Here is a 26382-nt window from a genome sequence, read left to right as displayed (position 1 = left end):
ACTGAATGATTTCAATTCGATAGAACCTAAATCACAATATTAAAGTTAAATACGATTATTCGTTCAGCGGTTTTCTTAAATAGTGGATATGATGTGCAAATCCTTGTTTTTCATACAAAGATATTGCGCCCTGGTTAAAATGCCATACTTCAACAAACATCTGTTTTGCACCGTAATCAGAGAACGTTGACTCAATTTTATTAATCAATGCCTGCGCCGTACCTTGTTTTCGATATTCAGGCAGCACATAGAGCTCATCCACACTTCCCATCATAACTGGCTGGCTGACGGTAGAAATAAGTTCACAGAAGTGACCAGAGATAAAGCCAATAATTTCATCTCCTTGTTTTGCTACGTAAACAAGGCACTCAGGGTCATCAATATATCGAGCAATGCTTTTTTCTTGTTCTATCTCCTCTGCCGTTTTGAAAAGCTCAGGAGATTGAAGATGATGCTCATCATGAAGCTCGAACATAAGATCGTTGAGCAACTCTAGGTCGCTAAAACACGCAGGTTTAATCGCAAACGTGGTCATACAAAGGGTCACTAAAAATGGAATGGCTGTAGTTTGTGAGGAAAACGTCGTATTGGCAAGTCACAAATGCTTTCACGATACGTTTGTACTGTTTGAACAACAAAAAGGCCCCTGCACTTAATAAACGTACAGAGGCAGAACCAACCAACAGAGTTCGAGGATCAGGGGTTAGTTAGAATTGAGTTTTTCTCAGCGTCGTAGCACTCGCTCGATTTCGTTCAAGCTACTTGGGTCATCAATCGTTGACGGAACGGTGTATTTTTCACCATCAGCTATTTGACGTATAGTTCGACGCAAAATTTTACCTGAACGTGTTTTCGGTAAACGGTCTACAACCAACGCATGCTTGAAGCAAGCAACTGCACCTATCTCACTACGCACTTTGCCCACAAGCTCACCTTCAAGGTCTAGCTCATCCACTTTTACACCGTCTTTTAGTACCACAAAGCCAAGTGGAAGCTGACCTTTTAGATCATCGTGGATACCAACCACCGCACATTCTGCAATCGCTGGGTGGCCTCCTACTATTTCTTCCATTTCACCTGTCGACAATCGGTGTCCCGCGACATTAATCACGTCATCAATACGTCCCATAATAAACAGGTAACCGTCTTCATCCAGATAGCCACCATCACCTGACACGTAGTAGCCTGGGAATTGGCTAAGATAACCAGTTTCAAAACGGTCATGATTACGCCAAACCGTTGGCAGACAGCTTGGTGGTAGCGGACGTTTTAATGCGGCAAAGCCTTGTAGGTTAGGCCCGACAGCCTCTCCAAGTTCATTCAGAATCTCGACCTGATAACCCGGAATGGGCTTCGTCGAAGAACCAGCTTTAACTGGCATCATTTCGACACCTGTCGGGTTGCCCGCGATGGCCCAGCCCGTCTCGGTTTGCCACCAGTGGTCAATAACGGGCTTGTCCGCTTTGCTCTGAACCCACTCCAGTGTCGGAGGGTCAAGGCGTTCTCCCGCCATAAAGATGGTTTTCAGATTCGACAAGTCGTACCGTTTTAAGTGCTCGCCTTCCGGGTCCTCTTTCTTAATCGCACGAAACGCCGTTGGTGCAGAGAACAACGCATCTACTTTATATTCATCACACACTCGCCAAAATGCCCCAGGATCCGGTGTTCGAACAGGCTTGCCTTCGAATAGGATGGTAGTGCAACCGTGAATCAGTGGAGCGTAAACAATGTAAGAGTGCCCTACTACCCAGCCCACATCAGATGCCGCCCAAAAGACGCCATCTTGAGGAATGTTATAGATTGCGCTCATGGAGTACTTCATCGCGACAGCATGGCCACCGTTATCACGCACAACGCCTTTCGGCTTACCTGTCGTACCCGATGTATAAAGTATGTAGAGCGGATCGGTTGCTAACACCGGAACACAACCATGTGGCAGCGCTTGGTTGTACTCTCGCTGCCAATCTAAGTCTCTATCTTGGTTTAGCTCAGCGTCGCACTCTGGACGTTGGAAAACAAACACTTTCTCAGGCTTCCAACGGCTGTCCATAATGGCTTTGTCTACCATTGGTTTGTATGGAATGACTTTATTGATCTCAATCCCGCACGACGCCGTCATGATCACTTTCGGCTCTGCATCTTCAATTCGTACAGCAAGCTCATTAGGAGCAAAACCGCCGAATACTACGGAATGAATCGCCCCCAAACGCGCGCAGGCAAGCATCGCCATTGCGGCTTCTGGGATCATCGGCATATAAATAACGACTCGGTCGCCTTTTTCAACACCTTGAGCAGACAGCATGCCAGCAATTTTTGCTACTTGGTCACGTAGGTCGCTATAGGTGTACGTGGCTTTACGACCTGTCACTGGCGAGTCATAAATGAGTGCAGTATTATCACCGCGTCCTTGCTCGCAATGGTAATCTAATGCTAACCAGCACGTATTCATTACACCATCTGGAAACCAACGTTCTATGCCGTTTTCATCAGATTTCAAGATAGTTTTAGGAGATTCGAACCAATCGATATCCTCCGCTTGAGCGCGCCAAAAACTCTCCGGTTCGTTTTTCGCCCATAAATATTCTTTTTCGTATGAAGACATATTGCTTCCTCCAGTATGTCCTGACATTGCTCTCGTTCTATTCAAAGACCGTTCTTTTCACTCAAAGACATCAGAGGGTACACGCACAAATCCCTCCATTAGTATTCTCGCACTTCGGCTCATGATGGCTTTTTGCACCACCCAGCCCTGCTCAGTTTGCTTCGCTTGTGCCCCAACTTTTAACGTTCCTGACGGGTGACCAAAAGTCACGGACTCTTTTTCACCGCCACCAGCGGCTAAATTCACTAACGTTCCGGGCACACACGCAGCAGAAGCGATAGCAACGGCTGCTGTTCCCATCATTGCATGGTGAAGCTTGCCCATCGACAGCGCGCGAACAAGCACATCAATATCCGACTCATTTACGGCTTTACCACTTGAAGACAGGTAACTTTTCGGTTTAGAAACAAACGCTATTTTCGGCGTATGTTGGCGTGTTTGAGCTTCTTCTAAATCAGAAATCAGGCCCATTTTTAACGCGCCATATGCGCGGATGGATTCGAACATCGCTAATGCTGTGTCATCGTTGTTGATATCGTCTTGCAGCTCGGTGCCCTGATATCCAATCGATTCAGCATCAATAAAAATGGTTGGTATGCCCGCGTTAATAAAGGTCGCGTTGAACGTACCCACATCCGGCACCACCAAATCATCAACTAAGTTACCCGTTGGGAACATACTTCCTTCGCCATCGGAAGGATCAACAAAATCCACTTGAATTTCTGCCGCTGGAAACGTGACACCATCGAGTTCAAACTCTCCGGTTTCTTGGACGAAACCATTGACGATTGGCACGTGAATCAAAATCGTTTTGCTTATGTTCACTTGCCAAACACGCACCGTCACAATTCCATTTTCTGGAATGCGGTCTTGTGGGATCAGACCAGCATGAATGGCGAAAGGACCGACAGCGGCAGACAAGTTGCCGCAGTTACCACTCCAATCGACGAATGGTTTGTCGATCGACACTTGGCCAAATAAGTAGTCAACATCGTGATCGGCTCTGCTGCTGCGCGAAACAATCACTGTTTTACTGGTGCTTGACGTCGCGCCCCCCATACCATCAATTTGCTTCGCGTACGGATCAGGGCTGCCAATAACGCGTAACAACAGTTTGTCACGTGCGGCTCCAGCCACTTGCGCTTCTTGAGGCAAATCCTCTAGGTTGAAAAAGACACCTTTACTCGTGCCGCCACGCATGTACGTCGCGGGCACTTTTATTTGGCTTGTTTGATTCGGAGTATTATTTGACATACGCACTCCTTATTGTGCCAAGAAATCTTGCGCGAAACGCTGCAGAACACCGCCTGCGTTGTACACGTGAACTTCGTCAGCGGTATCTAAGCGACAAGTAACCGGAACATCGACTTTATCGCCGTTGCTGCGTGTGATAACCAGCGCTAAATCAGCGCCCGGCTTGATTTCTCCAACCACGTCGTAAAGTTCCGTACCATCCAGCTCTAGCGTATTGCGGTTAACGCCTGACTTAAATTGCAGTGGTAGTACGCCCATGCCAACCAAGTTAGTACGGTGAATACGCTCAAAGCCTTCAGCAACAATGGCTTCTACGCCTGCCAGTCGAACGCCTTTTGCTGCCCAGTCACGGGATGACCCCTGACCGTAATCCGCGCCAGCCACCACGATCAATGGTTGTTTACGATTCATGTAGGTTTCAATCGCTTCCCACATACGAACCACCTGCCCTTCTGGCTCTACACGCGCCAGAGATCCCTGCACGACTTCGCCGTTTTCCTTCACCATTTCATTGAACAACTTTGGGTTAGCGAAGGTCGCGCGTTGCGCCGTTAAGTGGTCACCACGGTGAGTCGCGTAAGAGTTGAAATCTTCTTCTGGCACACCCATTTTCGCTAAGTATTCACCTGCTGCGCTGCTTGCGAGAATCGCGTTGGATGGTGATAAGTGATCAGTGGTGATGTTGTCGCCCAGAATCGCCAATGGACGCATGCCAGACAATGTTCTTTCTCCCGCTAGCGCACCTTCCCAGTACGGTGGTCGGCGGATATAGGTACTCATCGGACGCCAGTCGTACAGCGGGTTGGGATTTTGCTCTTGATCATTCAGCTTAAACATCTGAATGTAAACTTGCTTAAACTGCTCAGGTTTAACATGAGTACCGACAACTGCATCGATCTCTTCATCGCTTGGCCACAAATCATTGAGATAAATTGGTTTGCCGTTTTGGTCCGTGCCCAATGCATCGCGCTCGATATCAAAACGAATCGTACCCGCTAGCGCATAAGTGACAACCAATGGTGGTGAAGCCAAAAAAGCTTGTTTGGCGTACGGATGGATTCGACCATCAAAGTTACGGTTACCAGAAAGCACCGCTGTCGCATATAAATCACGGTCGATGATCTCTTGTTGGATTTTTGGATCCAGCGCACCACTCATACCGTTACAAGTTGTACATGCGTAACCGACAATGCCAAAGCCAAGCTTCTCTAGCTCTGGTAACAAGCCCGCTTCTTCCAGATACAAGCGTGCAACTTTAGAACCCGGAGCAAAAGACGATTTCACCCAAGGTTTACGTATAAGACCAAGTTCGTTGGCTTTCTTCGCGACAAGGCCAGCAGCAACCACGTTTCTTGGGTTACTGGTATTCGTACATGAGGTAATAGCAGCGATGATCACTGCACCATCTGGCAACTCGCCTTCTTTCTCTTCCCACGCTCCAGAAATACCGCGCTGTGCCAACTCAGAAGTTGGTAAACGACGATGAGGGTTTGACGGACCAGCCAAGTTACGGCTAACTGATGATAAATCGAACTCAAGTACGCGCTCGTAAACGGCGCTATCAAGATCGTCTGCCCAAAGACCGGTTTGTTTTGCGTAATTTTCTACTAGAGCAACTTGTTCTTCATCTCGACCAGTTAGTTTCAAGTAATTGATGGTCTGCTCATCAATATAAAACATGCCAGCTGTTGCGCCGTATTCTGGTGTCATGTTTGAAATCGTTGCGCGGTCTCCGATCGTTAGATCACGTGCGCCTTCTCCGAAGAATTCAAGATATGAAGATACCACACGCTCATTACGCAGAAACTCAGTAATCGCGAGGACAATATCCGTTGCGGTAATGCCCGGTTGACGTTTACCCGTCAGTTTGACACCGACAATATCTGGTAGACGCATCATTGATGGTCGGCCAAGCATGACGGTTTCTGCTTCCAGACCACCGACACCTATCGCAATAACACCAAGAGCGTCTACGTGAGGTGTGTGACTGTCCGTACCCACACAGGTGTCTGGGTAGGCAATGCCCTGCTTTGCTTGTACCACAGGAGACATTTTTTCCAAGTTGATTTGGTGCATGATGCCATTCCCAGCTGGAATCACGCTGACGTTTTCAAACGCTGTTTTACACCACTCGATAAAGTGAAATCGGTCTTCATTACGGCGCTCTTCAATCGCGCGGTTTTTGTCGAAGGCATCAGGGTCAAAGCCCGCATGTTCAACCGCTAAAGAGTGGTCAACGATCAATTGTGTCTCAACCACTGGGTTCACTTTTGCAGGATCGCCGCCCTGATCTGAAATGGCATCGCGTAGACCCGCTAAATCGACTAGAGCGGTCTGACCAAGAATGTCATGACAAACAACGCGTGCTGGATACCAAGGAAAATCAAGATCGCGTTTGCGTTCAATTAACTGTTTCAGGCTATCTGTCAATGTGTTCGGGTCACAGCGACGGACCAGTTGCTCAGCTAGCACGCGAGAGGTATAAGGGAGTGTTTCATAGGCTCCAGGAGAAATGGCATTGACGGCTTCGCGTGCATCAAAATAATCCAGTTGAGTTCCCGGAAGCGGCTTACGATATTGAGTATTAATATTTGTGTTCATGGTTTGCTTCCATTCAGTCTTTACATCTTGCCTTCATCAAGGTTTTCCATTGCTCCAGAAACACAGTGATGAGAGGATCTCCTTCCTCTGCTAGAGAGAATGACAAAGGAAGGAGGTGGTCAACCAAAGCATATAATGCCCTCGTTGACCTTCGCGCTAGCGATTCTCGATAGGCACCCATTCTTGATGATCTGGGCCCGTGTAATCAGCACTTGGGCGAATGATGCGGTTATTGGCACGTTGCTCATAAACGTGTGCAGCCCAGCCCGTTAAACGACTCATCACAAAGATTGGGGTGAATAGTTTGGTTGGAATGTCCATGAAGTGGTAAGCCGATGCATGGAAGAAGTCCGCATTACAGAACAGACCTTTCTCTCGCTTCATCACTGATTCAACACGCTCAGAAACCGCATATAGATGTGTATCACCAACTTGTTTCGATAGCTCTTTGGACCAGCGTTTTATTAAGGCGTTGCGAGGGTCACTTTCACGATAAATTGCATGACCAAATCCCATGATCTTGTCTTTATTGGCTAGCATTTTCATGATGTTCGCTTCCGCCTCATCGGGCGTTTGCCAATCTTCAATCATTTCCATCGCCGCTTCGTTTGCGCCGCCGTGAAGTGGCCCACGAAGCGTACCGATTGCTGCCGTGATACAAGAATGAATGTCTGACAACGTTGATGCACAAACGCGTGCTGCGAATGTAGAAGCATTAAACTCATGTTCAGCATAAAGAATGAGCGAGCAATGCATCACTTGTTTGTGCAGCGCAGATGGCGCTTTGTCTGTAAGTAATCGTAAGAAGTAACCACCGATGCAATCTTCAGTCTGATCCTCGGTGTTGATACGCACGCCATCATGACTAAAGCGGTACCAGTAACAGATGATGGCAGGGAACAAGGCTAGCATACGTTCGGTTGCTTTCAGTTGCTCCTCGAAGCTCATTTCCTGCTCTAGGTTACCCAATACAGAACAACCCGTGCGCATTACGTCCATTGGGTGTGCGCTTGCAGGAATTAACTCTAAAGCTTGTTTTAGCTCGGCTGGCAAACCTCTAAGGCTGAGTAGGTGTGTCTTGTATGCATCGAGTTCTTGTTGATTCGGCAAGTGACCGCGTAACAGAAGGTGAGCCACTTCTTCAAACTGTGCGTTGTTCGCAAGATCAGTAATATCGTATCCACGATAAGTTAGACCAGTTCCCGTTTTTCCGACAGTACATAAAGCTGTGCTTCCTGCGCTTTGACCACGAAGGCCTGCGCCACCTAATTCTGCTTTCTTTTCTGCAGTTTGAGACATTGTTTGAACTCCTTTTCTGTCTGACTTTTCCCTCTCTGGGGTGTTTTTAGCCAAACGAATTTCACGTTATTAGATGAGATAAATTCCGATTATCTTTTTCTTGGGCTTCCGTTTATTTTTGCTTTTCCCCCGCTATTTCCCTTCAGAGAATAACTGGTCAAGTTTGTCTTCGTAGTCGTGGTAATTCAGGTGCTGATACAACTCTTTACGTGTTTGCATCGAATCAACCAGTGCTTCCTGATTACCCACTTCTAGCAAATGTTTGTAGACCGTTTCAGCAGCTTTGTTCATGGCACGGAACGCACTTAATGGGTAAAGCACCATATCGACTTTCGCTTTTGCAAGCTCATCGCAGCCGTACAGTGGCGTTGCGCCGAACTCGGTAATGTTGGCCAGAATAGGAACGTGCTTTCCAGTTGCTTGCTCAAGTGCGTTTGAGAACTGAAGGTACTGGTCCAGCTTGGTCATCGCTTCTGGGAAGATCATGTCTGCGCCAGCTTCCACACACGCAATCGCGCGCTCGATTGCGCTGTCCATGCCTTCAACAGCTAACGCGTCAGTACGAGCCATAATCACGAAACTTTCATCATTGCGTGCATCAACCGCGGCTTTTACACGATCAACCATCTCTTGCTGGCTGACTATTGCTTTGTTCGGACGATGACCACAACGTTTCTGTGCGACTTGGTCTTCCATGTGCACCGCTGCCGCGCCCGCTTTTTCCATCGCTTTGATCGTGCGAGCAATGTTAAATGCACCGCCAAAGCCCGTGTCGATATCAACCAAAAGAGGCAAATCACATGCGTTAGTAATACGGTCAACATCAACCAAAACGTCGTTTAATGTTGTGATACCGAGATCCGGCAATCCGTATGACGCATTTGCGATACCGCCACCAGACAAGTAAATCGCTTGGTGACCCAAGTTTTTTGCCATCATGGCGCAATACGGGTTTATAGTGCCGACAATTTGTAGTGGATTATTTTGTTCAATGGCGAGTCTGAATTTCGCTCCCGGTGTTAAGCTCATGACGAATTCCTTCTAGTCTTTGTCTAAACTTTCTGCATGTATAATTTGAGATTGGATGAGCTTTCGACTTCCTGATATGTGTCTTCTCATCAACATTTCTGCAAGCTCTTCATCGCGATTGCGAATGGCTTCCAAAATGAATTTGTGTTCGGTGAGCGCCTCATTCGGGCGAGATTGTGCACGTGGCGACTGGTAACGATACATCCGTAATAAGTGATAGAGTTCATCACACAGCAGAGATATTAACTTACTGTTTCTGCTCGCTTGGATGATGCGATAGTGAAAATCAAAGTCACCATGTTGATGGAAGTAAGACGCGCCTTCCATTTGGTCTATATGCTTGGAGTGTGTCGACAATAGCATTTCCAAGCTTAAGAGCTCTTCTTGCGTAATGTGTCGCGCAGCTAACCTTGCCGCCATGCCTTCCAATGCTTCTCGAACGGCATAAAGTTCTATCAGCTTTTCCGGAGAAAAAGTGGTCACTCTAGCCCCAACATGAGGAATTCGCTCGATGAGCCCTAGCCCCTCTAAGCGCATCAATGCTTCACGCAAAGGCCCACGACTGACTTGATATTTCTTTGCTAGCTCAGGCTCTGATATCTTATGGCCAGGCTTCACGTCGCCATTAACAATGACTTCAATGAGTGTTTCGGTCAGCGTTTCGGATTTGGTGTGTTCTTTCTCAGAACCCAGCACTTTATAACGAGCTTTCAACTCAGAGTTCATATTCAGATACTCTTGTTACCGACATCGAAATGTCTACAATTTCTTAACCTGAATATAAAGTAGTCGATCAAAGTGTCGACAATCAAGCAAATTGTCGACAATTTAGACTAAGGTCGTAATTTAAATTGGCCTAAAATGCCTATTAAGTGCCGTTTTTAGCAGAAATAAAGAATGGTGAGTTCACATTGTCAACAACTTATAAACCTTTAAGCTTATGATCTAAAAACTAAAAGCTCAGCTTTCGAACAATAATCGGATAAAAAACTATTCTTTAGGTACAAATTGATCAAAGACTTGTTGCGAAGTCATCTTTTGTGAAGCGGAATTGAGGTCATAATAAGCTGGCTTTTCATCGGTAAAAATCTCTAAAGTGAGTTTGAAATCTGGGTTATCGAACAAACCAGCGGAAAGAATGTACTCACCTGTCGGCAACAAATGATAGAAAAGGTTTGTGCCGCATTCGCCACAAAAACCTCTCACCGCCCAGTCTGACGACTGATAACGTTTAGGTTCGCCACCTTTAAACGTCACGTTAGGCCCACAATGCACCGCATGAAGTGCGCCACTCGACCATTTTCGACACATAGAGCAATGGCACAGGCTAACCTCATTTTTAACCTCAGCGATGACTTCAATTGCGCCGCACAAACACGTCCCTTTCATTCTATTTTCCTCGTTCATTTTCCGTCATTTTATTATGGCCTACCAAAGCGTAAAGCCGCGTGACCTAACACCAACTTCTCGCCGTGAACTTTATGAACAAAATAACCGAAATGCTCAATATTCTCTTTATATCTCTTTTACAGACAGATATTTAACACTTAATTAACCTTTACACCAAGTTCAGCTTTAACGCTTACAAGGCATGACAACTGAGCAAAAACAATAAGGCTCAACTAAATAGAGTCGCTAACATAAGGAACGTGAACATGTTAAAGGTACTCAAACCAACGCTCGTCGCTTCAATCATCGCAGCTTCATTTTCATTCAACGCTCTTGCTGCAGATATTGAAAAAATGCACTTTCTTATCCCTGGAGGTGCCGGTGGCGGTTGGGACATGACCGCCCGAGGTACTGGTGATGTATTAATAAAGTCGGACATCGTCGAAACCGTATCATTTCAAAACCTATCTGGTGGTGGCGGTGGCAAAGCAATCGCACATTTGATTGAAACGGCTGATCGTCAAGAAGATACACTCATGGTGAACTCAACACCGATCGTCGTTCGCTCGCTCAGTGGGATCTTCCCACAATCTTTCCGCGACTTGACTCCTGTTGCCGCAACGGTTGCCGATTATGGCGCCATTGTTACATCAGCCGATTCTCCTTATAGCTCTTGGGAAGATGTCGTTAAAGCTTTTAAAGAAAACCCTCGTAAAGTGAAGGTTGCTGGTGGCTCTGCTCGTGGTTCTATGGATCATTTGGTTATAGCAGCGGCTTTCAAAGGTGAAGGTTTTGATGCGCGCAAAGTTCGTTACATTGCCTATGATGCAGGTGGAAAAGCCATGGCTGCCCTACTTTCAGGCGAAACACAACTGCTCTCTACAGGGTTAGGTGAAGTACTCGAAATGTCTAAGTCTGGGCAAGTGAAAGTGTTAGCGATTACAGCACCAAAACGTTTAGAAGCTGCGCCTAACATTCCAACTCTCACCGAATATGGTAATGAAACTGTCTTTGCTAACTGGCGTGGATTCTTTGCAGCACCAGGCACAAGCCAAGAAAAGCTAGATGAATGGAATGCCGCATTTACTAAAATGTATAACACCGACGAATGGCAAGTCGTTCGAGACCGCAATGGTTGGATCGACAACTATAAAGCGGATAAAGCATTCTTCGCGTTTCTTGAAGATCAAGAGCAACAGATGGGTGACTTAATGCGCGAGTTAGGCTTCCTGAAGTAACAGTCGAATTGGGGTCCCTCAGATACCAACCTCAATGAACAACGTAGGTTGGTATTTCCCCATTGTATTTGCACTCTAAGTTTCACCGCATATGGACATTGTCGACAATCGGCATGCACACTCCTTTGTTTATATACCCAAAGCGGCTCGACTAGCAGCGAAATGCTTAATTGTTAATGGTTTAGTTTATTCATTGACGTCCATATGCGGTCTTTTTTACTTTTGTTAGGAGTTGAATATGCCTCGTTCAACCAACTTTTTCACCAAAGAGTATTTACTCTGTCGTGACCGCGTCGGCGCAATGATCTTTCTACTTTTCTGTCTTTGCTACGGTTATCAAACCTCACAAATTCCATTGTTTCCAGGTGATGAGTATGAACCATTCACCGCACGTACTCTGCCAACCATCCTGACTTACGTTGGTGTCGGCCTTTCTTTGCTATTGCTGGTGACAGGACAACCAGATAAACAAAGTGGCGCAGTGCTGACCTTCAATTGGAAGTTACTGATTGCCTTTTTAATTTTAATGGCGCTCTACGGCGTGGGCCTGACTTACTTAGGTTTTGTGATAGCTACTGGCTTCTTTTTATTGGCTGGCTTTTATCTGCTCGGGGAAAGACGTAAACCCGTTCTGTTTGGCGCGTCGTTTCCATTCGTGATCGCGTTCTACTTATTACTCACTCAAGGTTTGGACATCTATCTCGAACCGGGTTTGATTTTCACCATCTGGTAGTCAAAGAAAGGACTGAATTATGTTAGATGGAATTCTACAAGGTTTATCCACCGCAGTAATGCCAATGAACATTATGATGGTGATCGTTGGTTGCTTCGTCGGTACATTTATCGGCATGTTACCTGGACTTGGGCCGATCTCAGCCATTGCTTTGATGATCCCAATTACTTATGGCCTAGAGCCCTCCTCTGGCCTTATTTTAATGGCGGGTGTTTATTACGGTGCGGTATTTGGTGGCTCTACATCGTCGATTTTAATTAACGCGCCGGGTTGTTCTTCAACCGTGGTCACAGCATTTGACGGCTACCCAATGGCCCAAAAAGGCCAAGCAGGTAAAGCATTAGCTTTGGCAGCTTATTCGTCTTTCACTGGCGGTACGCTATCTGCCATTATGTTGCTTGTTGCCGCACCAGCATTGGCTAGCGTCTCCCTTAGCTTCCAATCGTCGGACTATTTTGCGTTGATGCTACTTGGGTTATCAGCTGTCGCGGCTTTTGCGGGGAAAGGTCAGGTAATCAAAGCGTGGATGATGACCATTCTTGGTTTGATGCTATCTACAGTTGGAATCGATAAAGGCGTAGGCGTTGAACGCTTTACCTTCGGTTTAACGGATTTAATGGATGGCTTTAGCTTCTTGTTGCTTGCAATGGCGACATTCGCACTGGGTGAGACACTGATGGGCATCCTTAAACCATCAAAAGACACCAGCGATGAAGAACAAGAAAAGCTGAGCAACATTGGCTCAATGAAAGTGACCAAGGAAGAAATCAAAGATGTTGCGCCTGTTTCAATTCGCTCTTCAATATTAGGTTTCTTCACTGGCGTTCTTCCTGGCGCAGGGGCAACCATTGCTGCTTTTTTAAGCTATGGTATGGAGCGCAACCTCGCACCTAAAGAGAAAAAGGATGAGTTCGGTAAAGGCAGTATACGTGGTTTGGTTGCGCCAGAGTCTGCGAACAATGCAGCATCTAGTGGTTCATTTGTACCGCTATTAACGCTTGGTATTCCGGGCTCTGGTACAACAGCAATAATGCTCGGTGCGCTGATCGCTTATGGTATTCAACCTGGCCCTCGCCTGTTTGTTGAACACCCAGATGTGTTCTGGTCAGTGATCATTTCCATGTACTTCGGCAACATCGTACTTGTGATCCTGAACTTACCGTTGATTCCGTACATTTCAAAGCTTTTGGCGGTTCCAAGAACGGTGCTTCTACCGATGATTTTATTCTTCTCAATCACCGGGGTTTATTTGGTCTCCTTTAACACTATGGATGTGTTCGTGATGCTGATTGTTGCTATGGCTGCCATTGCACTTCGGCTCGCTAACTTCCCGCTCGCACCTTTATTGCTGGGCTTCATCCTTGGAGGATTAATGGAAGAGAACTTACGCCGCGCATTAATGATTTCAGATGGAGAACTGAGTTTCCTATGGGAGCGCCCTATTACCCTTACCTTTACTGTTTTAGCTGTATTGGTATTGGCAAGTCCACTAATCGTAAAGCTGATTCAAAAGTTTAAAGCACAGCCAGTCAGCGTTGAGCAGTAATCGCTGTCTCTTTCAACCTAGATAAAGCCATCCATCGTGATGGCTTTATCTTCCCCCTTCCAAATCGTTCGCTTGTTGTACAGATGGTATTGACAAATCAGTGTCGTTATATGAAGGTGATTGTATGAACACACACTTAGCGCAACTTAACCAACGAATTATCATCATTCCATAGGAATGGTGGGATTTTTTGATGCGCTCAGTATTTATCGAACCCACCCATAGCGGTGGGTTTTCTGTCTCTACCGTATGGGAAAAGCTCTCTTGGAGGCGGTCACAATGCAAAAAATAGCAGTTTTTGGTAAACCCGGCAGTGGAAAATCGACGGTAAGTAAAGTAATCGCGTCGGCTACCGGTCTTCCTCTTCATCAATTAGATTCAATAGTCTATAAACCAAACGGTGATCCCGTTGAGCGTAACGTTTTTGATGAAGCCCATAGCAATATACTAAGCTCAGATCGTTGGATTATAGATGGCCTTGGACCGATCAGCTCTTTCAACGCTCGTTTAGATGCAGCCGATACTCTCATTTATATTGATCTACCATACTCAGTAAGCTATTGGTTTGTGACGAAACGTCTCCTTAAAGGACTATTCATTAAACCTGAAGGTTGGCCTGATGGTAGTTCGGTACTGAAAGGAACGTTACAAAGCTACAAAGTTCTTCAGCAATGCCCCGCATTCTGGAATGATGACTTTATGTATCGCCTCGAAGGGTACTCTCAAAGTAAAGCCGTTCATGTCATCAAAAACGTTACAGAACTGAACAATTTTGTTTTAGAGCGGGTAAAGTAAACCTCATATCAGAACATTAGAGCATGTGGGTTAGAGCATCTGAAGCTCTAACAATGAAAAAGAACATAACAAGGATTGTTTATGCTTTTAGAACTCTCACTTTTATTCATTGCTGGCGTAATTGGTGGGATCATTAACTCCATAGCAGGAGGCGGAAGCTTTATTACTTTTCCGGCTCTATTGGCAGTAGGTGTTCCTCCTATTATGGCTAACGCAACAAACACGTATGCTTCATGTGCGGGTTACATTAGCGGAGCCGTCGGGTTCAGAGAAGAGATCATGAAGAACAAGCATGAACTGCTGTTCACAGTCTCATTCAGTTTAGTCGGCGGCGCTGTCGGAGCATATCTGTTGCTCAACACGCCAGAATCGCTATTTATGGAAGCTATCCCTTGGTTACTCTTATTTGCCACCGTGCTTTTTCTCACCGGTTCTCGTTTAACAATGCTAATCAAAACTGTCGCGAAAGAGCACAAACATGCTGGCATACTCGGAGCAATCGCGTTGGGTTTATTACTTGTTGGTGTCTCTGCTTACGGTGGTTTTTTCAACGCAGGTTTAGGGGTTATTGTTCTGAGCTATCTGGTAGTAGCGGGCCACCAAGACATTAATTTAATGAACGGTTTGAAATTGCTCGTATCTACGTGTGTTTCACTCATTGCTATCGTGATTTTTGTTGCCAATGGCTCCATTGACTGGCACACAGGTAGTGTTGTTTTGGTCGGTACGTTGGTAGGTGGGTATCTTGCAGCTCGTGTCTCTCGTCAACTGAATCCCAATCATGTTAAAGGGTTTGTTGCTCTTTCTTCTATTCTCATCACTATCTACTTTTTCATTGATGTTTATGTTTAAGCAAAACTTGTACAAGTGGATAACAATCCTACAAAAACACCAGCGCGAAAGATTAATGCAGATAGCTTAACGATTTTTTGTGTCACTCCAGCGAGGTTAGGAATCTAATAGCACTACACTGAGCGGCTAATGAAACCATTTTGATCACAAAGTGCTCGGATAGAAGATCCTGTATCACGCTCCTTCGTCGCTGTACAGGATGACGAGAAATAGAAATATGCCACTCGCGGTTAAACGAGTGGCATTGATCGAGAAAGATGGCGTTTTACATCAATAATAAGAGAAAGTAACGCTTACTTAATCAGCCCTACTTCTTTGTAGTATTTGAGCGCACCTGGGTGAAGAGGCGCAGATAAACCGTCTTTTACCATTTCCTCTTTCTTCAAGTTTGCAAACGCTGGGTGGAGACGGCGGAAATCATCGAAGTTTTCAAATACCGCTTTAACCACGTTATAAACCACATCTTCTGGTACCGCAGTAGAAGAAACAAACGTCGCGCCCACACCAAAGGTTTGAACATCACTATCTGTGCCACGATACATACCACCTGGGACATTTGCGACACGATAGAAGCTGTTGTCTGCAACCAGTTTTTCTACATTAGGTCCAGCTACCGTTACGATATTACTATCACACGACGTAGTGGCTTCTTTAATCGCTCCACTTGGGTGACCAACGGTATAAATCATCGCATCAATTTTGTTATCACAAAGTGCTTTTGATTGCTCTGCTGCTTTTAACTCAGAGACAAGCTTAAAGTCGTCGTTACTCCAACCATACTGGTTCATTAGCACTTCCATAGTACCTCGCTGACCAGAACCAGGATTACCAATGTTAACGCGCTTACCTTTCAAATCATCAAAAGTTTTGATGTTCGCGTCTTTACGTGCAACGACAGTAAACGGTTCTGGATGAACGGAGAATACGGCGCGTAGCTCTTTAAAAGGCCCGCTTTCTTCAAACTTACTGGTTCCTTTGTAAGCATGATACTGCCAGTCTGATTGCGCGATACCGAGGTCCAATTCGCCAGCACGAATAGTGTTGATGTTATAAATCGATCCCCCAGTACTTTCTACCGAACAACGGATACCGTGATCTTCTCGCGATTTGTTAACCAAGCGGCAAATAGCGCCACCAGTCGGATAATAAACCCCTGTTACGCCACCGGTACCAATCGTGACAAACGTTTCCTCCGCAGACGCAGAAAAGCCTGTTGTGAGTGCAGCCAAAGAAGCCGCAAGTGCGATTTGCTTAAACTTAAACATTGAACATCCCTTTTACTTGTGTTGATGACCGTTTAAGTATAGCAATCGTTAACAATTTGATAACGTTTAAGTTCTCATCCTTGGCGGTTAGCTTAGTAATCACCATTTTATCGGCATATTCTGCCGTTATATAATGGCTCTATATAAGCGTAAACCGTATAGTCTAGAAAATTAAATCTTTAGACTGATATGTCCATTCTAAATTATCTATTAAATAGAAATACTCAGGTCAAATTACTATAATCTTGTTAAATAACCTTTATTCTATATAAATATGATGAATTATAACTCCAGCCAAAAGACATGATGCACTTGAAATAAATAATACGAATGAGAGAACAAACAATCGTTGAATATGAACTGGAACCTTATCCCTCTTCTCTAACATTTTATATCGTTTCGCATGAAAAGTGCTCAGAAAAACAGTTCCATATTGTAGTACTCCGTGACCTGATAAGAATATATTCAGAGTGTAGTATCGAACTCCATTATCAAGAGCATCTTCAAGATACTTCAACCACTTGGATTTCAAATAAATAACAAACAAAACCCAAGTAAATATACCTAAAATTCCAACCGTAGTCAGATAAATCACTAAATCTGATGCTAAACTGATATCTTCCATCTTCGACTACTTATTAAGTTGAGTTTTATATAATTCTGTTCCCAAATACTCACCAGTCGAACCTCCATACTTTCCTCCTAAGTATCCCCCAGTGCCTCCTGCTACAACAGAGCACCAAAAAGCACTAGTTCCACCTGATGGTAATCCAAAAACTAAAGTACACACTCCCCATGTAGCAAGCATGCCTCCAGCAGTTCCTCCCGCAATACTCGCAGAAGCCTTGCCTATTTGCGAGTACTTGGTTTCAGTGCATTGTTTTTCGTCTTTTACAGTACACGCTTTCTCGATAGATGCCGCAGCTTCAACTCCAGTCAAAGCGATACTAACATAACCAACACGTTTTAAATTCCGTGACATTTTAGCAACTGCTGCATAGTTTTTGGCAAAATCAGGAATGGCAGTTACCGTGCCTTGCTGCTTTCCCCAGCGATGAAGAATACTCTTGCTACTTAAGCCCAAGTTTTTCTTAATATCACCGGCAAGTAAATTATCATTTATTGTTGGCTGTCCAAACCTTTTTAAAGCTGTATTTAAACGCTGAAATTGTATATTACGCTTAGAAAAAAATTGTTGGTTATTTAAATTTCCACTACGGTTAAAACTTGATATGTAAGTTTTTTCGATATCTTTTAGGATTGACTTAACCTGAGTTACGTGAGAATTCCACACATTATTACTAACCCCTAATAGCAAACCGTTATAGCTAGCAACATTAGATAAAAAATCATAGCGTTTTACGAGGATCTCACGCTCAGCTCGATCTAATTCCATAAGAGATTTATCTACTGCATTTGCAAGACTCAAAAACTGAGCTTCCTCTAGCGTACATTCGATTGAGTTAGCTGGAGATAGCAAAACAACTTGTCCAACTTTAACCATATTATCTTTCAAATGAGGGTTAACAGCTCTAAAGTGTTCGTAAACTATCTTATCTGGTGAGTTATACATGATCATTATTAGCCGATCTATTGACATCGTTTTTTCGACTATATGTATCGCCATATCCTTTTTGTGTGATGAAATATCCATTGTTACTCCTCAATGTTGCTGATCCATATCCACACTAGTAAGCTTGCCGTCTTAAAAAGAAATTAGTTGTGTCAAACAACCATCAGATTCGCAGTCATCATCCGACAGAAAAGAACATTTAAAACACTTTCTTCGTAAGTTCAATGGCATTCTAACCCAGCAGTATGCAACAAAACCAATATCAGATGGTAAACTTTGAGCTGAGTTCAACAAAAACAGTAACTTTTATGCAATGTAACTCACTACGTTATATTGCTTTACAAACAAATCACCCAGTAAATATCCGTATCTAGTTTAGATAGCTGAAATAAAAAAAGCGTTGTATAAACAACGCTTTGTAGTTAGTGAAACGGATGGTTACACCGTTGGGACTGACGCTCGCCACGCTTGGTTCTGGCTATCTGAGATAGATCGGAACAAGTCACGTAGCTCTTTCAATAAACCTTCTTGGAAACCAATGTTTTCATCGGCTTTCTGTTTGGCTGCTTGTGCGCGAGTCGCTTGTACTTCATCATCTTTGCTGCGCGCTTGCGCTTTGGTTTGCTCTACATTCGATGCTGAGTTTGCCATCTGGCCCAAAGCTTGAAGAATCGCGTTCTTCGCTTGGTTTGAGCTCATCAACTTATCGAACTTACGGCCACCACTTGTCAGCTGCGCTGTCGTGTCTGCGATATTGTCTTTCGCTAGTGAGTGCGCACGCTTAACCTGATCTTGCTGAGTTTTAGACAAGCTATTGTTATTTAATAACTCTTCTGCTTGATCGAAGCCAGCTTTTTGCGTTTTCAGTACATTATTGCTCGCCATTTCATTCTTGATTTCTTTCCCTGCTTTGAAAGAACCAAGGGCACCAATAATTGCGGTAGCTCCCGCTAATACACCCGAAACGACTGCCATCGCGATCATTGCGCTTGCCGAGTTGTTGAGTTCTGCCGCTTGGCTTTCTAAACTCGCGACGTTTGCTTCAACAGCAATTTCACGTTGTAGCACTTGCTGCTCACGGCTCAGCTTTGATACTTGATACAACAATGTTAATAGCGTCAACGATTGTGATACCGCATCTGATGGTGACTTGATCACCTCCTCACCGTTAAGCGCTTTCATCGTTGTGCTCATTAATGAGCTCACCGTCGGTGCAAGAGCGCTCATTAGGTTTGCAACAACTTGAGCTTGGTTACTCACTGTAGGAGCTTTAGGTGTCTCTAACTGGTAGCGTGCTGCACCAGAAACACCTGACTCACTTTGGCTTTTAACGGCGCCCGCTTCAAGCTTTGTTTCCGGCGCTTTTTCTGCTTTGTTGGTTTTTATGGTATCGCCTAAACCGTATAGTTCACCACGACCCGTTCCGCCTACTTTATCTAGCATAATAAACTCCTTATACCGTTGCAGGACGGCTTAACACCGTTTGCATAGTTTCACTTTTCGCTTGAATCATTTGCATGATGAGGCTCATCAACTCTTGGAAGTCTTCCATCAACTTACCAATCTCTTCTTTGAGCTTATCAATGACAGCCTGGCTTAACGTCATTTTGGCTCGAAGGTCTGTGATATCAGCCTGAATCTCTGTCACGTGAGCATTGTTAGCAGCATGGACACTGTCCGTTGCGCCTTTCCCCACATTGACGGCAAGATCGACGGTTTCTGCGCCATAACGAATCGCTTTCGCTGTTGTTGTCGCAGCTTTTGTGCCCATATCCGCCACTTTCGCCATGTTTGCAGCGGCTTTCGTAGCGATTTCCGTGACCTTTTGAGCTACCTTACCAGCACCTTTTGCTGCAAGTTTCGCGATACCGCCAGCTGCTGCACCACCAAACGTCACAACAGCTCCAATAACCGCGACGGCGATTTCTAATGCCATTACGACTTTGTTTAGCACATCGACATTTACGCCCGCTTCTTTTAGCGCATCTTGAACGGCTGGCTCTTGCAACGCCATGCTCACTGCTCCCATAACGCCACCAGCGATCATAAGTGCACCGGCTGCTGCACCAACACCCGTTGCCACCATTACGGCACCAACAACAATAGAAACCACCGCACTGATCCAACCAAAGATCTTCGCTGCTAAGCCTGATTTTTGGGCTTCTTTTGCAGCGGCTTCCGATTCTTTGATTTTGTCTTGGTTTTCCACCATCTCTTTTTCGTGCTTAGCTTTTGCGACCTTCACTTCCTGAATTTTCAGCTCGTTTTGAGCACTTTTCAGTTTATCCGTGATAGCAGCAAGCTCTACTTCAAAATCATCAGCAGATCCTGCGATGATTTTGACGGCAATCGAACCTGTTTGGTCTGCAACTGCATGGAGAGATTTTGCAATGGTATCGACGATCTTTTGCAGCTGTGCCATGGCTTTTAGCGTCAAATCATTCACTTTGTCACTAACAGCTGCGTTAGGTGCATCTAACTGAACTTTTACTTTTCCGGTGTTCAGTACATCTGCATCTTTACTCTTCACGTTTTCTACCGTCACAGAAGGCGTCGCTGTAGACACCGTTTTCTGCACGTTATCTAACGTGGCTTGGCCAGATTCAGGGCTATAAACCTGTGTCTGGATGCGGTCAAGTGCAATAGAACTCATAGTCTAATTACTCCTTTTTATTTCTCACCGCTTCTAACATGATGCCTGCACGCTCATGCAAATCTGCATATTGTGATTTTCCGGCAGACATCTCCTTCGCGCTATAAAACCCACTCTCTGCTTCTGTCAGTTGTTCCAGTTTCAGGTGACATTCAGCAGAGTGAAAAGGTGGGCGTGGATCATTTACGTCCACTAGCGCTGCGTAGCTGTAGGCGTCTATTGCCTGCAGATACTCACCCAACTCCTGACGAGCCGCGCCAAGGCCAATGAAAAATCGCGCCTGATAATGATCAAGCATGCTGAGTAATTGAAATACTTTCGCTGCTTGCTCAATCTTTCCCGATTGGAAAAAGTTGTAACCTACGGCATAAATATGTTCGATGGTGTCCTGAGACACATCGTGCAACATTTTTAGCGTGCCTCCCTCTTCCAAAAAAGACAGCAGTTCTTCTGCTTGCATTTGAGATGGATCGGTCGCGTTTGTTTTAGTCATGGTTGGTTATCCTTAAATGGCTCGTAGGATTTCTTGTAAAATACTGTGGTACTTCTGAACAAACTTGTTCATCGCTTCAACGGTCGAGTTGTATTGAGAACTGGTGTCGTTCAGCTCAGTGGTTTTGATTTGCACTTCATCGTTAAGCAACTTGGATTTAGCACTGACAGAACTAGAAAAATTAGACAGTTTTTTAGACTTCTCTTCGTCTTGGTACGACGCACCATCACCGATAGTAATACCTTGTGTTTGAAGGAAGTCTCGATGGTTTGTTATTTTATTATCCGTCAAATACTTGTACTCAGGTGAAGCTTCAAAATCCGTTTGATTGCTGTAGTTAAAGTCACTCGCTTTGAAGTTACTTTCTGGATATCCCGGTTTATAAACCCCATCAACACTTTGCGTAGAGTGAATTTTTGATTGCACAACACCAAAAACTTTAAGCTGTATTGTGAGATCCTCTAATGCCTCTTTCTGGTCATTACGTTTCTCTAAACGGTTAACACGACGCTCATTTAGTGCAAGCAGCACTTGCTCATCAAAACGGTCTCCAATGCTGGACTCAACAACGGCCAACAAATCACGAGCCGTTAGAGAGTGCTCTGCTCTCACCTCGCGATCCGCTTTCTCTTTATCGGTGATATTGAGTAGACGCTCTTTCAATGCCCCTAAGTTCTTGCGCAATGCCTCGTATCGCTCAGTAAATGAAGCCCCGGTAGATTCACCTTTTACTATTTTTTCAAACTGTAATCGGATATCTCGTTCGGTGTTTTCTTTGATCAAATTAACTTGAGCTGCCGTTATTTGTGTCTTTTGGACATCGGCTATCGCTCTGTCCTGGTAAAAGTCGTCGATTTCTATATTTGTTAAACTCACCGCGAAGTTGGCGAACAGACTAGAAAGGGTCAAAGGCTCAGTTCCACCAATGACAGTATTAAGTGCTGCTTTTAGATTGTTCGTTCCACTCGCCTCACCATAAGCTGCGCTATATTGGCCTTTCACTTGAGCGGCCATTTCATCTAACGCTTCTTTAAGCTGCTGTTTAGAAATACCAGGAGTCCAGGTAATTCTGCTAGCTAGCGCACTTGCGTCATCGGTGCTTAAAGTAATACCGATGCCTTGAAAACTACTTTTTAATTGAGCTGAGACTTGAAGAGCGAAACTCTCTTTAGTCAACAGGAAATCCGAGCTCTTCAGTTGCGCGAGATTAACGGAACCTAAGCTACTAAAGGCATTGCGAAGAAAAGAAATAGAAGCATCTCTCACTTCACGGGAGCTCATTTGATTAGCAAGCTCTGCAACAAAAAGAGAAATTTCTTTGGTGGCATTAGCCAGACCTGTCTCGGAGAGGTTGGCGATCTGCTCCGCTTGGTTACTCTGAGTCCCCAAATTGAATTGACTAACAAACTCAGTAGATAACGAGCTATCTACATTGTCCGTCAGTAACTGACTAAACCAAGCCTGAAACTGATTTGATAGCGTTTGGTTTGTTTGAGCATTAAACTCGGCTGCGGTTAATTCGCCATCTGAGTTAGCACTTTGTAGCGACTTTAACCAAACAGATGCGGTGTCGGTCAATGATATACCAGCAAACGCGTTATTTTTCGCTTTTAGGTTTTCAAGCGTATCAACATAAAGCGCGATGCTTTGTGATTCCGTTTGTCCCGAGATAGTTGGCAATGAAGAGACTATCGAGGCAAGTTGCAGAGTCTCTGCTTCACCCCGTACAGGGGTAAATGCCTCTATCAAGTTTTGTTGGAAAGTGGGTAATGGTGCACTACTCGCAGCTGTGTCTGTTGCTCCTGTCGTAGAGCCAGTCGTTTTCATATTCGTCATTTCCAAACCTCTAAATCATCATGCCGCGCATCACTGTGGGACGCTTTCTGCGTTTACCTGACGTACCTTGTAGCTGATTTTGTTGTTGCCGGCGGCGCTGGACTTCGTCTATTAGCTCTTGCTCTGCACGTTTCATGGTATCTACTGGTGCTTTTATGCCGCCAAGTAAAACATCACCCGCAACAGGACCAACACCTAAGCCTTCCAATAGCTCGTTAAAAATATCGGTTCTGTCTTCAGCTTTTCTAATGGCAAGCTCAGCGTTCTCAATCGCATCGGTAAACGGTTGCTTCATCTTGATTCCTATCTTAAAGCGGGTCATCTCATCGGTGCTGTCAGTAACAGTCGCGAGTTTTTACTTTTTCAACTTTTTCAAAGGTCTATAATCTGCTAGGCGTAAACAGTACCAGTCTTCTAGCTCATCATGGCTTGCACCGCATGCTTTTAGATAGAACTGTGCCAATCGCTGGCTGCTCATGTTGCTACCACGTAACACATCGACGTTGCCGCGAATGACCCAATCGGAGGGATAAAGTTGAATGGCATGTTCAGCCAAGAGAAATAAGCCGGCAAAGGGGTTACTCAACCCCAATTTTGGACGAACGCGTTTCAGAAGAACGATGATGATTTCACCGTCCTCCACCCGAAAAACGAGCTCTAAGCCTTCAACTTCAATTCGATAACCAAGTTGAATTTCACTTTGTTGCCAAAAGTATGGCGTCACTTCGATCCCCGCTTGCGCCAGCGAGAGTATTAGTTTTGTTTTCATTACATCCCCACCCTTCCAAGTGGCTGAATATTGATTTGCTGGGTTAGTTCTTGAAATGACAAAACGGGCAGATCGTAGTATTCCGATTCAATAAGCTTTCGCACATATCGGCGTACATCCATAGACACAACTAGCACAGGTTTATTCGGCATGCGGCTTAAGTCACCAATGGTTTGTTTCACATCACTGACAAATTGTTGCGTTACTGACGGGTCTAACGCCAAGTAACTCCCTGCTGAGGTTTGACGAATACCGCTGCGTATTGTGTCTTCGAGACTTTGATCCAATAAGTAAGCGGGCAACATGTTTTGTCCGCTCGCGTATTTGTAGCAAATGTAACGTTTTAAGCTGGAACGAATGTACTCCGTCAGCTGTACAACATCTTTCTCTTTTTGGCCCCACTCAACCATCGCTTCCAAGATCACGCGAAGGTTTCGGATAGAAATGTCTTCAGAAACCAAGCGTTGCAAGATTTCCGTCATTTTTTGCAACGGAACAATACGCTGGGCCTCTTTGACTAGCTCCGAATAACTGCCTTCCATCTGCTCCAACAGATAACGCGTCTCCTGAATACCAATAAAGTCTTGCGCGTACTCCTTAAGAACATGAGACAAGTGGTACGTTAAAATTCTGTCGGGTGTGAGAAAACCTACATGACTGGCTACGAGTTTTTGCTCATAACTCTGTGCCACCCAAATGCTAGAAATACCAGGTAGAAAATCTTCATCTTGCTCATAAGGCACGCCTAATAAATCGATCTGTTCATTCCCTTCTGTCACCAAGAGTTGATCTTTAACAATTCGTCCTCGTGCAACCGGGACTTCTTGTAACTGAATTAAGTACTCGCCATTTTGCATCCCCTCGTTAAAGCGCAGGTGGATGCCTGGGAAAGGCACGCCTAGGTCGAGATATAGTGCGCGTCTAACCCTTGCTAGCTCTTCATTTAATGCGACCGCTTCCAAGCTTTCCTGAAGGCTCGCGTCAAGATCGATCAAGAGTGGGACCGTCATGGCAAACTCTTCTTGCTCACCTAATTTGCCTTTACTGTTTCTAGATGGAGTGGGTTTGTTTGGCTTCGCTGCTGGCGAACCGGCCCCTTGCGAAACAAAGCTTGATAAGTCGGTGCTATCTGATTCCGCTTGTTTTTTCTGTTGATAGAAAAGGAAGAAACCACCACCACCAACCACGGCGGCCAAGACCAGAAAAGTGATTTTTGGAAACCCAGGGATGAGTGCGAACAGCACCAAAAGCACACCACCAATAAGAAGCGCACGTGGCTGAGCAATGACCTGCCCACCAATGTCCGACCCAAGATCAGAAGAATCTTCATGAGAAACACGCGTCACGATAATACCGGCGGTAATCGCGATAAAGAGTGCCGGGATCTGCGATACCAAACCATCGCCAACGGTCAAAATCGAAAACAATTCAAGTGCTTCAGAAGCACTCATGCCTTTTTGCGTTACCCCGATCGTGACGCCACCTAAGATGTTGACCACAATGATGACCAGACCCGCAATGGAGTCGCCTTTAACGAACTTCATCGCGCCATCCATCGAGCCATACATTTGGCTTTCTTTTTCAATCAGTGATCGTCGGTGCCTAGCTTCGTGTACGTCAATTACTCCGGCACGCATGTCACCGTCAATACTCATCTGCTTACCAGGCATCGCATCGAGTGAGAAGCGCGCACTAACTTCTGCTACCCTCTCTGAGCCTTTGGTGATCACCATAAACTGAACAATGGTAATGATCAGGAACACAACGATACCGACCACTAAGTTACCGCCCACAACGAAGTTACCGAATGTATAAACGATTTGACCAGCATCGCCTTGTAGCAAGATCAAACGGGTTGTCGTGATAGATAAAGACAGACGAAACAATGTCGTGATCAATAGCACTGCAGGAAATGCAGAGAACTCAAGTGGCGTGGTGATGTAAATCGCTAACATAAGCAGCACCACCGCAATGCTCATGTTGGTGCCAATCAGCACATCCACCAGTGCGGTAGGAAGTGGCAATATCATCATAAAGACGATCGCGAGTAACATCACCGCAAGCATGATGTCTTTGCGTTGCCCTACTTTGTTTAGAATATCGATCAAATTATTCATGTGATTCACTATTTAAAGATTGCAGATAGCGTCGGTGCGCTTGGCGTGCCCCATCGACGTCATTTTGTTTCCAACGCGCTTGGCTTAAACAAAACCAGAGTCCTGCCGAATCAGGATGAAGGTCGGATTTTAATAGGTGCTCACACACCTCAATCGCCCGGGTATATCGACCACTTTGTAAACACGCCACAGCAAGTGTTTGCATCGCCTCTTTGTGCTGCGGTTCTATTTCTAGAACCGCATCGAGAATAGAAATGGCATGCTCTGGCTTTTGGTATTGAACTTGTAGCGCAGCGTGAACAAGTAAGAGTTCAATGTCTTTGGATCTCAACATGTTG

Annotated in this window: 24 protein-coding genes; 5 read left to right on the top strand and 19 right to left on the bottom strand. The window is 45.1% G+C overall.

What is annotated here, in order from left to right; all coding sequences use genetic code 11:
- Positions 1-55 precede the first annotated feature (55 nt).
- From R7Q39_RS17740 to R7Q39_RS17705, 8 genes are all read right to left on the bottom strand, one after another.
- Entirely contained in the window at positions 56-535 is a 480-nt protein-coding gene (locus tag R7Q39_RS17740) for a GNAT family N-acetyltransferase (protein ID WP_005377290.1), read from the bottom strand.
- A gap of 189 nt (positions 536-724) precedes the next feature.
- Complete coding sequence (locus R7Q39_RS17735; protein ID WP_318076507.1) at positions 725-2602, bottom strand: propionyl-CoA synthetase; 1878 nt, start codon at positions 2600-2602, stop codon at positions 725-727.
- 57 nt (positions 2603-2659) lie between these two features.
- Positions 2660-3856, bottom strand: a complete 1197-nt coding sequence (prpF, locus tag R7Q39_RS17730) for a 2-methylaconitate cis-trans isomerase PrpF (RefSeq protein ID WP_017633776.1) — start codon at positions 3854-3856, stop codon at positions 2660-2662.
- A 9-nt stretch (positions 3857-3865) separates the two neighbouring features.
- A complete protein-coding gene (gene acnD / locus R7Q39_RS17725) occupies positions 3866-6457 on the bottom strand; it encodes a Fe/S-dependent 2-methylisocitrate dehydratase AcnD (protein ID WP_318076506.1) in 2592 nt (863 codons plus the stop codon).
- 156 nt (positions 6458-6613) lie between these two features.
- Positions 6614-7756, bottom strand: coding sequence for a 2-methylcitrate synthase (prpC, locus tag R7Q39_RS17720; protein ID WP_005377283.1), 1143 nt, complete (start codon positions 7754-7756; stop codon positions 6614-6616).
- A gap of 132 nt (positions 7757-7888) precedes the next feature.
- Positions 7889-8785 carry a methylisocitrate lyase gene (prpB, locus tag R7Q39_RS17715; RefSeq protein WP_005395068.1) on the bottom strand — a complete coding sequence of 299 codons (897 nt, stop codon included), beginning with the start codon at positions 8783-8785 and terminating at the stop codon, positions 7889-7891.
- Positions 8786-8797: 12 nt separating this feature from the next.
- Positions 8798-9511, bottom strand: a complete 714-nt coding sequence (locus R7Q39_RS17710; protein ID WP_005388183.1) for a GntR family transcriptional regulator — start codon at positions 9509-9511, stop codon at positions 8798-8800.
- A gap of 264 nt (positions 9512-9775) precedes the next feature.
- Positions 9776-10174: a GFA family protein gene (locus tag R7Q39_RS17705; protein WP_053304399.1), complete on the bottom strand. Its 399-nt coding sequence runs from the start codon at positions 10172-10174 to the stop codon at positions 9776-9778.
- A 266-nt stretch (positions 10175-10440) separates the two neighbouring features.
- Between R7Q39_RS17705 and R7Q39_RS17700 the strand changes: the two genes are divergently transcribed.
- From R7Q39_RS17700 to R7Q39_RS17680, 5 genes are all read left to right on the top strand, one after another.
- Complete coding sequence (locus R7Q39_RS17700) at positions 10441-11412, top strand: tripartite tricarboxylate transporter substrate binding protein (RefSeq protein ID WP_238854697.1); 972 nt, start codon at positions 10441-10443, stop codon at positions 11410-11412.
- 238 nt (positions 11413-11650) lie between these two features.
- Positions 11651-12145, top strand: coding sequence for a tripartite tricarboxylate transporter TctB family protein (locus R7Q39_RS17695; protein ID WP_005388179.1), 495 nt, complete (start codon positions 11651-11653; stop codon positions 12143-12145).
- A 19-nt stretch (positions 12146-12164) separates the two neighbouring features.
- Positions 12165-13691 (top strand): tripartite tricarboxylate transporter permease, encoded by a 1527-nt coding sequence (locus R7Q39_RS17690; RefSeq protein WP_005388177.1) that lies wholly within the window; start codon positions 12165-12167, stop codon positions 13689-13691.
- Between the two features lie 279 nt (positions 13692-13970).
- Positions 13971-14486: a hypothetical protein gene (locus R7Q39_RS17685; RefSeq protein WP_064353969.1), complete on the top strand. Its 516-nt coding sequence runs from the start codon at positions 13971-13973 to the stop codon at positions 14484-14486.
- 81 nt (positions 14487-14567) lie between these two features.
- A complete protein-coding gene (locus tag R7Q39_RS17680; protein WP_047102688.1) occupies positions 14568-15338 on the top strand; it encodes a sulfite exporter TauE/SafE family protein in 771 nt (256 codons plus the stop codon).
- Positions 15339-15631: 293 nt separating this feature from the next.
- Here the strand turns inward: R7Q39_RS17680 and R7Q39_RS17675 are convergent, their stop codons facing one another.
- The 11 genes from R7Q39_RS17675 to vscY all read right to left on the bottom strand — a co-directional run bounded on the left by R7Q39_RS17675 (position 15632) and on the right by vscY (position 26378).
- Positions 15632-16603, bottom strand: coding sequence for a TAXI family TRAP transporter solute-binding subunit (locus tag R7Q39_RS17675; protein WP_005388171.1), 972 nt, complete (start codon positions 16601-16603; stop codon positions 15632-15634).
- A gap of 259 nt (positions 16604-16862) precedes the next feature.
- Entirely contained in the window at positions 16863-17228 is a 366-nt protein-coding gene (locus tag R7Q39_RS17670) for a hypothetical protein (RefSeq protein WP_053350348.1), read from the bottom strand.
- 6 nt (positions 17229-17234) lie between these two features.
- Positions 17235-18257 carry a hypothetical protein gene (locus R7Q39_RS17665; protein WP_047009803.1) on the bottom strand — a complete coding sequence of 341 codons (1023 nt, stop codon included), beginning with the start codon at positions 18255-18257 and terminating at the stop codon, positions 17235-17237.
- 357 nt (positions 18258-18614) lie between these two features.
- Positions 18615-19619, bottom strand: coding sequence for a type III secretion system translocon subunit VopD (vopD, locus tag R7Q39_RS17660; RefSeq protein WP_005377262.1), 1005 nt, complete (start codon positions 19617-19619; stop codon positions 18615-18617).
- Positions 19620-19629: 10 nt separating this feature from the next.
- Positions 19630-20829 (bottom strand): type III secretion system translocon subunit VopB, encoded by a 1200-nt coding sequence (gene vopB / locus R7Q39_RS17655; RefSeq protein ID WP_054575027.1) that lies wholly within the window; start codon positions 20827-20829, stop codon positions 19630-19632.
- A gap of 7 nt (positions 20830-20836) precedes the next feature.
- Positions 20837-21322, bottom strand: a complete 486-nt coding sequence (gene vcrH / locus R7Q39_RS17650) for a SycD/LcrH family type III secretion system chaperone VcrH (protein ID WP_005377258.1) — start codon at positions 21320-21322, stop codon at positions 20837-20839.
- Positions 21323-21334: 12 nt separating this feature from the next.
- Complete coding sequence (locus R7Q39_RS17645; RefSeq protein ID WP_318076505.1) at positions 21335-23158, bottom strand: virulence-associated V antigen; 1824 nt, start codon at positions 23156-23158, stop codon at positions 21335-21337.
- 10 nt (positions 23159-23168) lie between these two features.
- Entirely contained in the window at positions 23169-23453 is a 285-nt protein-coding gene (locus R7Q39_RS17640) for an LcrG family type III secretion system chaperone (protein WP_005395092.1), read from the bottom strand.
- 60 nt (positions 23454-23513) lie between these two features.
- Positions 23514-23927: an LcrR family type III secretion system chaperone gene (locus R7Q39_RS17635; protein WP_005377252.1), complete on the bottom strand. Its 414-nt coding sequence runs from the start codon at positions 23925-23927 to the stop codon at positions 23514-23516.
- Positions 23927-26053: a SctV family type III secretion system export apparatus subunit VcrD gene (gene vcrD, locus R7Q39_RS17630; protein ID WP_318076504.1), complete on the bottom strand. Its 2127-nt coding sequence runs from the start codon at positions 26051-26053 to the stop codon at positions 23927-23929. The genes R7Q39_RS17635 and vcrD overlap by 1 nt, the downstream gene beginning before the upstream one ends.
- Positions 26037-26378 (bottom strand): type III secretion system chaperone VscY, encoded by a 342-nt coding sequence (vscY, locus tag R7Q39_RS17625; protein WP_005377248.1) that lies wholly within the window; start codon positions 26376-26378, stop codon positions 26037-26039. Before vscY ends, vcrD begins: the two co-directional genes overlap by 17 nt.
- Between the last annotated feature and the right edge of the window lie 4 nt (positions 26379-26382).

It is taken from the genome of Vibrio sp. 947 (assembly GCF_033339115.1).
In the GTDB taxonomy this organism is placed as follows: domain Bacteria; phylum Pseudomonadota; class Gammaproteobacteria; order Enterobacterales; family Vibrionaceae; genus Vibrio; species Vibrio alginolyticus.
The sequence above is the reverse complement of the archived record's forward strand: the minus strand, read 5'-3'. Positions and strand labels throughout refer to the sequence as shown.

What these genes read in the sequence shown, in the direction of transcription:
- R7Q39_RS17695 (WP_005388179.1), top strand. Translation starts at nt 11,651, where the DNA reads ATGCCTCGTTCAACCAACTTTTTCACCAAAGAGTATTTACTCTGTCGT.
- vopD (WP_005377262.1), bottom strand. Translation starts at nt 19,619, where the DNA reads ATGCTAGATAAAGTAGGCGGAACGGGTCGTGGTGAACTATACGGTTTA.
- R7Q39_RS17740 (WP_005377290.1), bottom strand. Translation starts at nt 535, where the DNA reads ATGACCACGTTTGCGATTAAACCTGCGTGTTTTAGCGACCTAGAGTTG.
- vopB (WP_054575027.1), bottom strand. Translation starts at nt 20,829, where the DNA reads ATGAGTTCTATTGCACTTGACCGCATCCAGACACAGGTTTATAGCCCT.
- prpB (WP_005395068.1), bottom strand. Translation starts at nt 8,785, where the DNA reads ATGAGCTTAACACCGGGAGCGAAATTCAGACTCGCCATTGAACAAAAT.
- R7Q39_RS17675 (WP_005388171.1), bottom strand. Translation starts at nt 16,603, where the DNA reads ATGTTTAAGTTTAAGCAAATCGCACTTGCGGCTTCTTTGGCTGCACTC.
- acnD (WP_318076506.1), bottom strand. Translation starts at nt 6,457, where the DNA reads ATGAACACAAATATTAATACTCAATATCGTAAGCCGCTTCCGGGAACT.
- prpF (WP_017633776.1), bottom strand. Translation starts at nt 3,856, where the DNA reads ATGTCAAATAATACTCCGAATCAAACAAGCCAAATAAAAGTGCCCGCG.
- R7Q39_RS17710 (WP_005388183.1), bottom strand. Translation starts at nt 9,511, where the DNA reads ATGAACTCTGAGTTGAAAGCTCGTTATAAAGTGCTGGGTTCTGAGAAA.
- R7Q39_RS17690 (WP_005388177.1), top strand. Translation starts at nt 12,165, where the DNA reads ATGTTAGATGGAATTCTACAAGGTTTATCCACCGCAGTAATGCCAATG.
- vcrH (WP_005377258.1), bottom strand. Translation starts at nt 21,322, where the DNA reads ATGACTAAAACAAACGCGACCGATCCATCTCAAATGCAAGCAGAAGAA.
- R7Q39_RS17685 (WP_064353969.1), top strand. Translation starts at nt 13,971, where the DNA reads ATGCAAAAAATAGCAGTTTTTGGTAAACCCGGCAGTGGAAAATCGACG.
- R7Q39_RS17705 (WP_053304399.1), bottom strand. Translation starts at nt 10,174, where the DNA reads ATGAAAGGGACGTGTTTGTGCGGCGCAATTGAAGTCATCGCTGAGGTT.
- R7Q39_RS17700 (WP_238854697.1), top strand. Translation starts at nt 10,441, where the DNA reads ATGTTAAAGGTACTCAAACCAACGCTCGTCGCTTCAATCATCGCAGCT.
- R7Q39_RS17665 (WP_047009803.1), bottom strand. Translation starts at nt 18,257, where the DNA reads ATGGATATTTCATCACACAAAAAGGATATGGCGATACATATAGTCGAA.
- R7Q39_RS17640 (WP_005395092.1), bottom strand. Translation starts at nt 23,453, where the DNA reads ATGAAGCAACCGTTTACCGATGCGATTGAGAACGCTGAGCTTGCCATT.
- R7Q39_RS17635 (WP_005377252.1), bottom strand. Translation starts at nt 23,927, where the DNA reads ATGAAAACAAAACTAATACTCTCGCTGGCGCAAGCGGGGATCGAAGTG.
- vscY (WP_005377248.1), bottom strand. Translation starts at nt 26,378, where the DNA reads ATGTTGAGATCCAAAGACATTGAACTCTTACTTGTTCACGCTGCGCTA.
- prpC (WP_005377283.1), bottom strand. Translation starts at nt 7,756, where the DNA reads ATGTCTCAAACTGCAGAAAAGAAAGCAGAATTAGGTGGCGCAGGCCTT.
- R7Q39_RS17735 (WP_318076507.1), bottom strand. Translation starts at nt 2,602, where the DNA reads ATGTCTTCATACGAAAAAGAATATTTATGGGCGAAAAACGAACCGGAG.
- R7Q39_RS17645 (WP_318076505.1), bottom strand. Translation starts at nt 23,158, where the DNA reads ATGACGAATATGAAAACGACTGGCTCTACGACAGGAGCAACAGACACA.
- R7Q39_RS17670 (WP_053350348.1), bottom strand. Translation starts at nt 17,228, where the DNA reads ATGGAAGATATCAGTTTAGCATCAGATTTAGTGATTTATCTGACTACG.
- R7Q39_RS17680 (WP_047102688.1), top strand. Translation starts at nt 14,568, where the DNA reads ATGCTTTTAGAACTCTCACTTTTATTCATTGCTGGCGTAATTGGTGGG.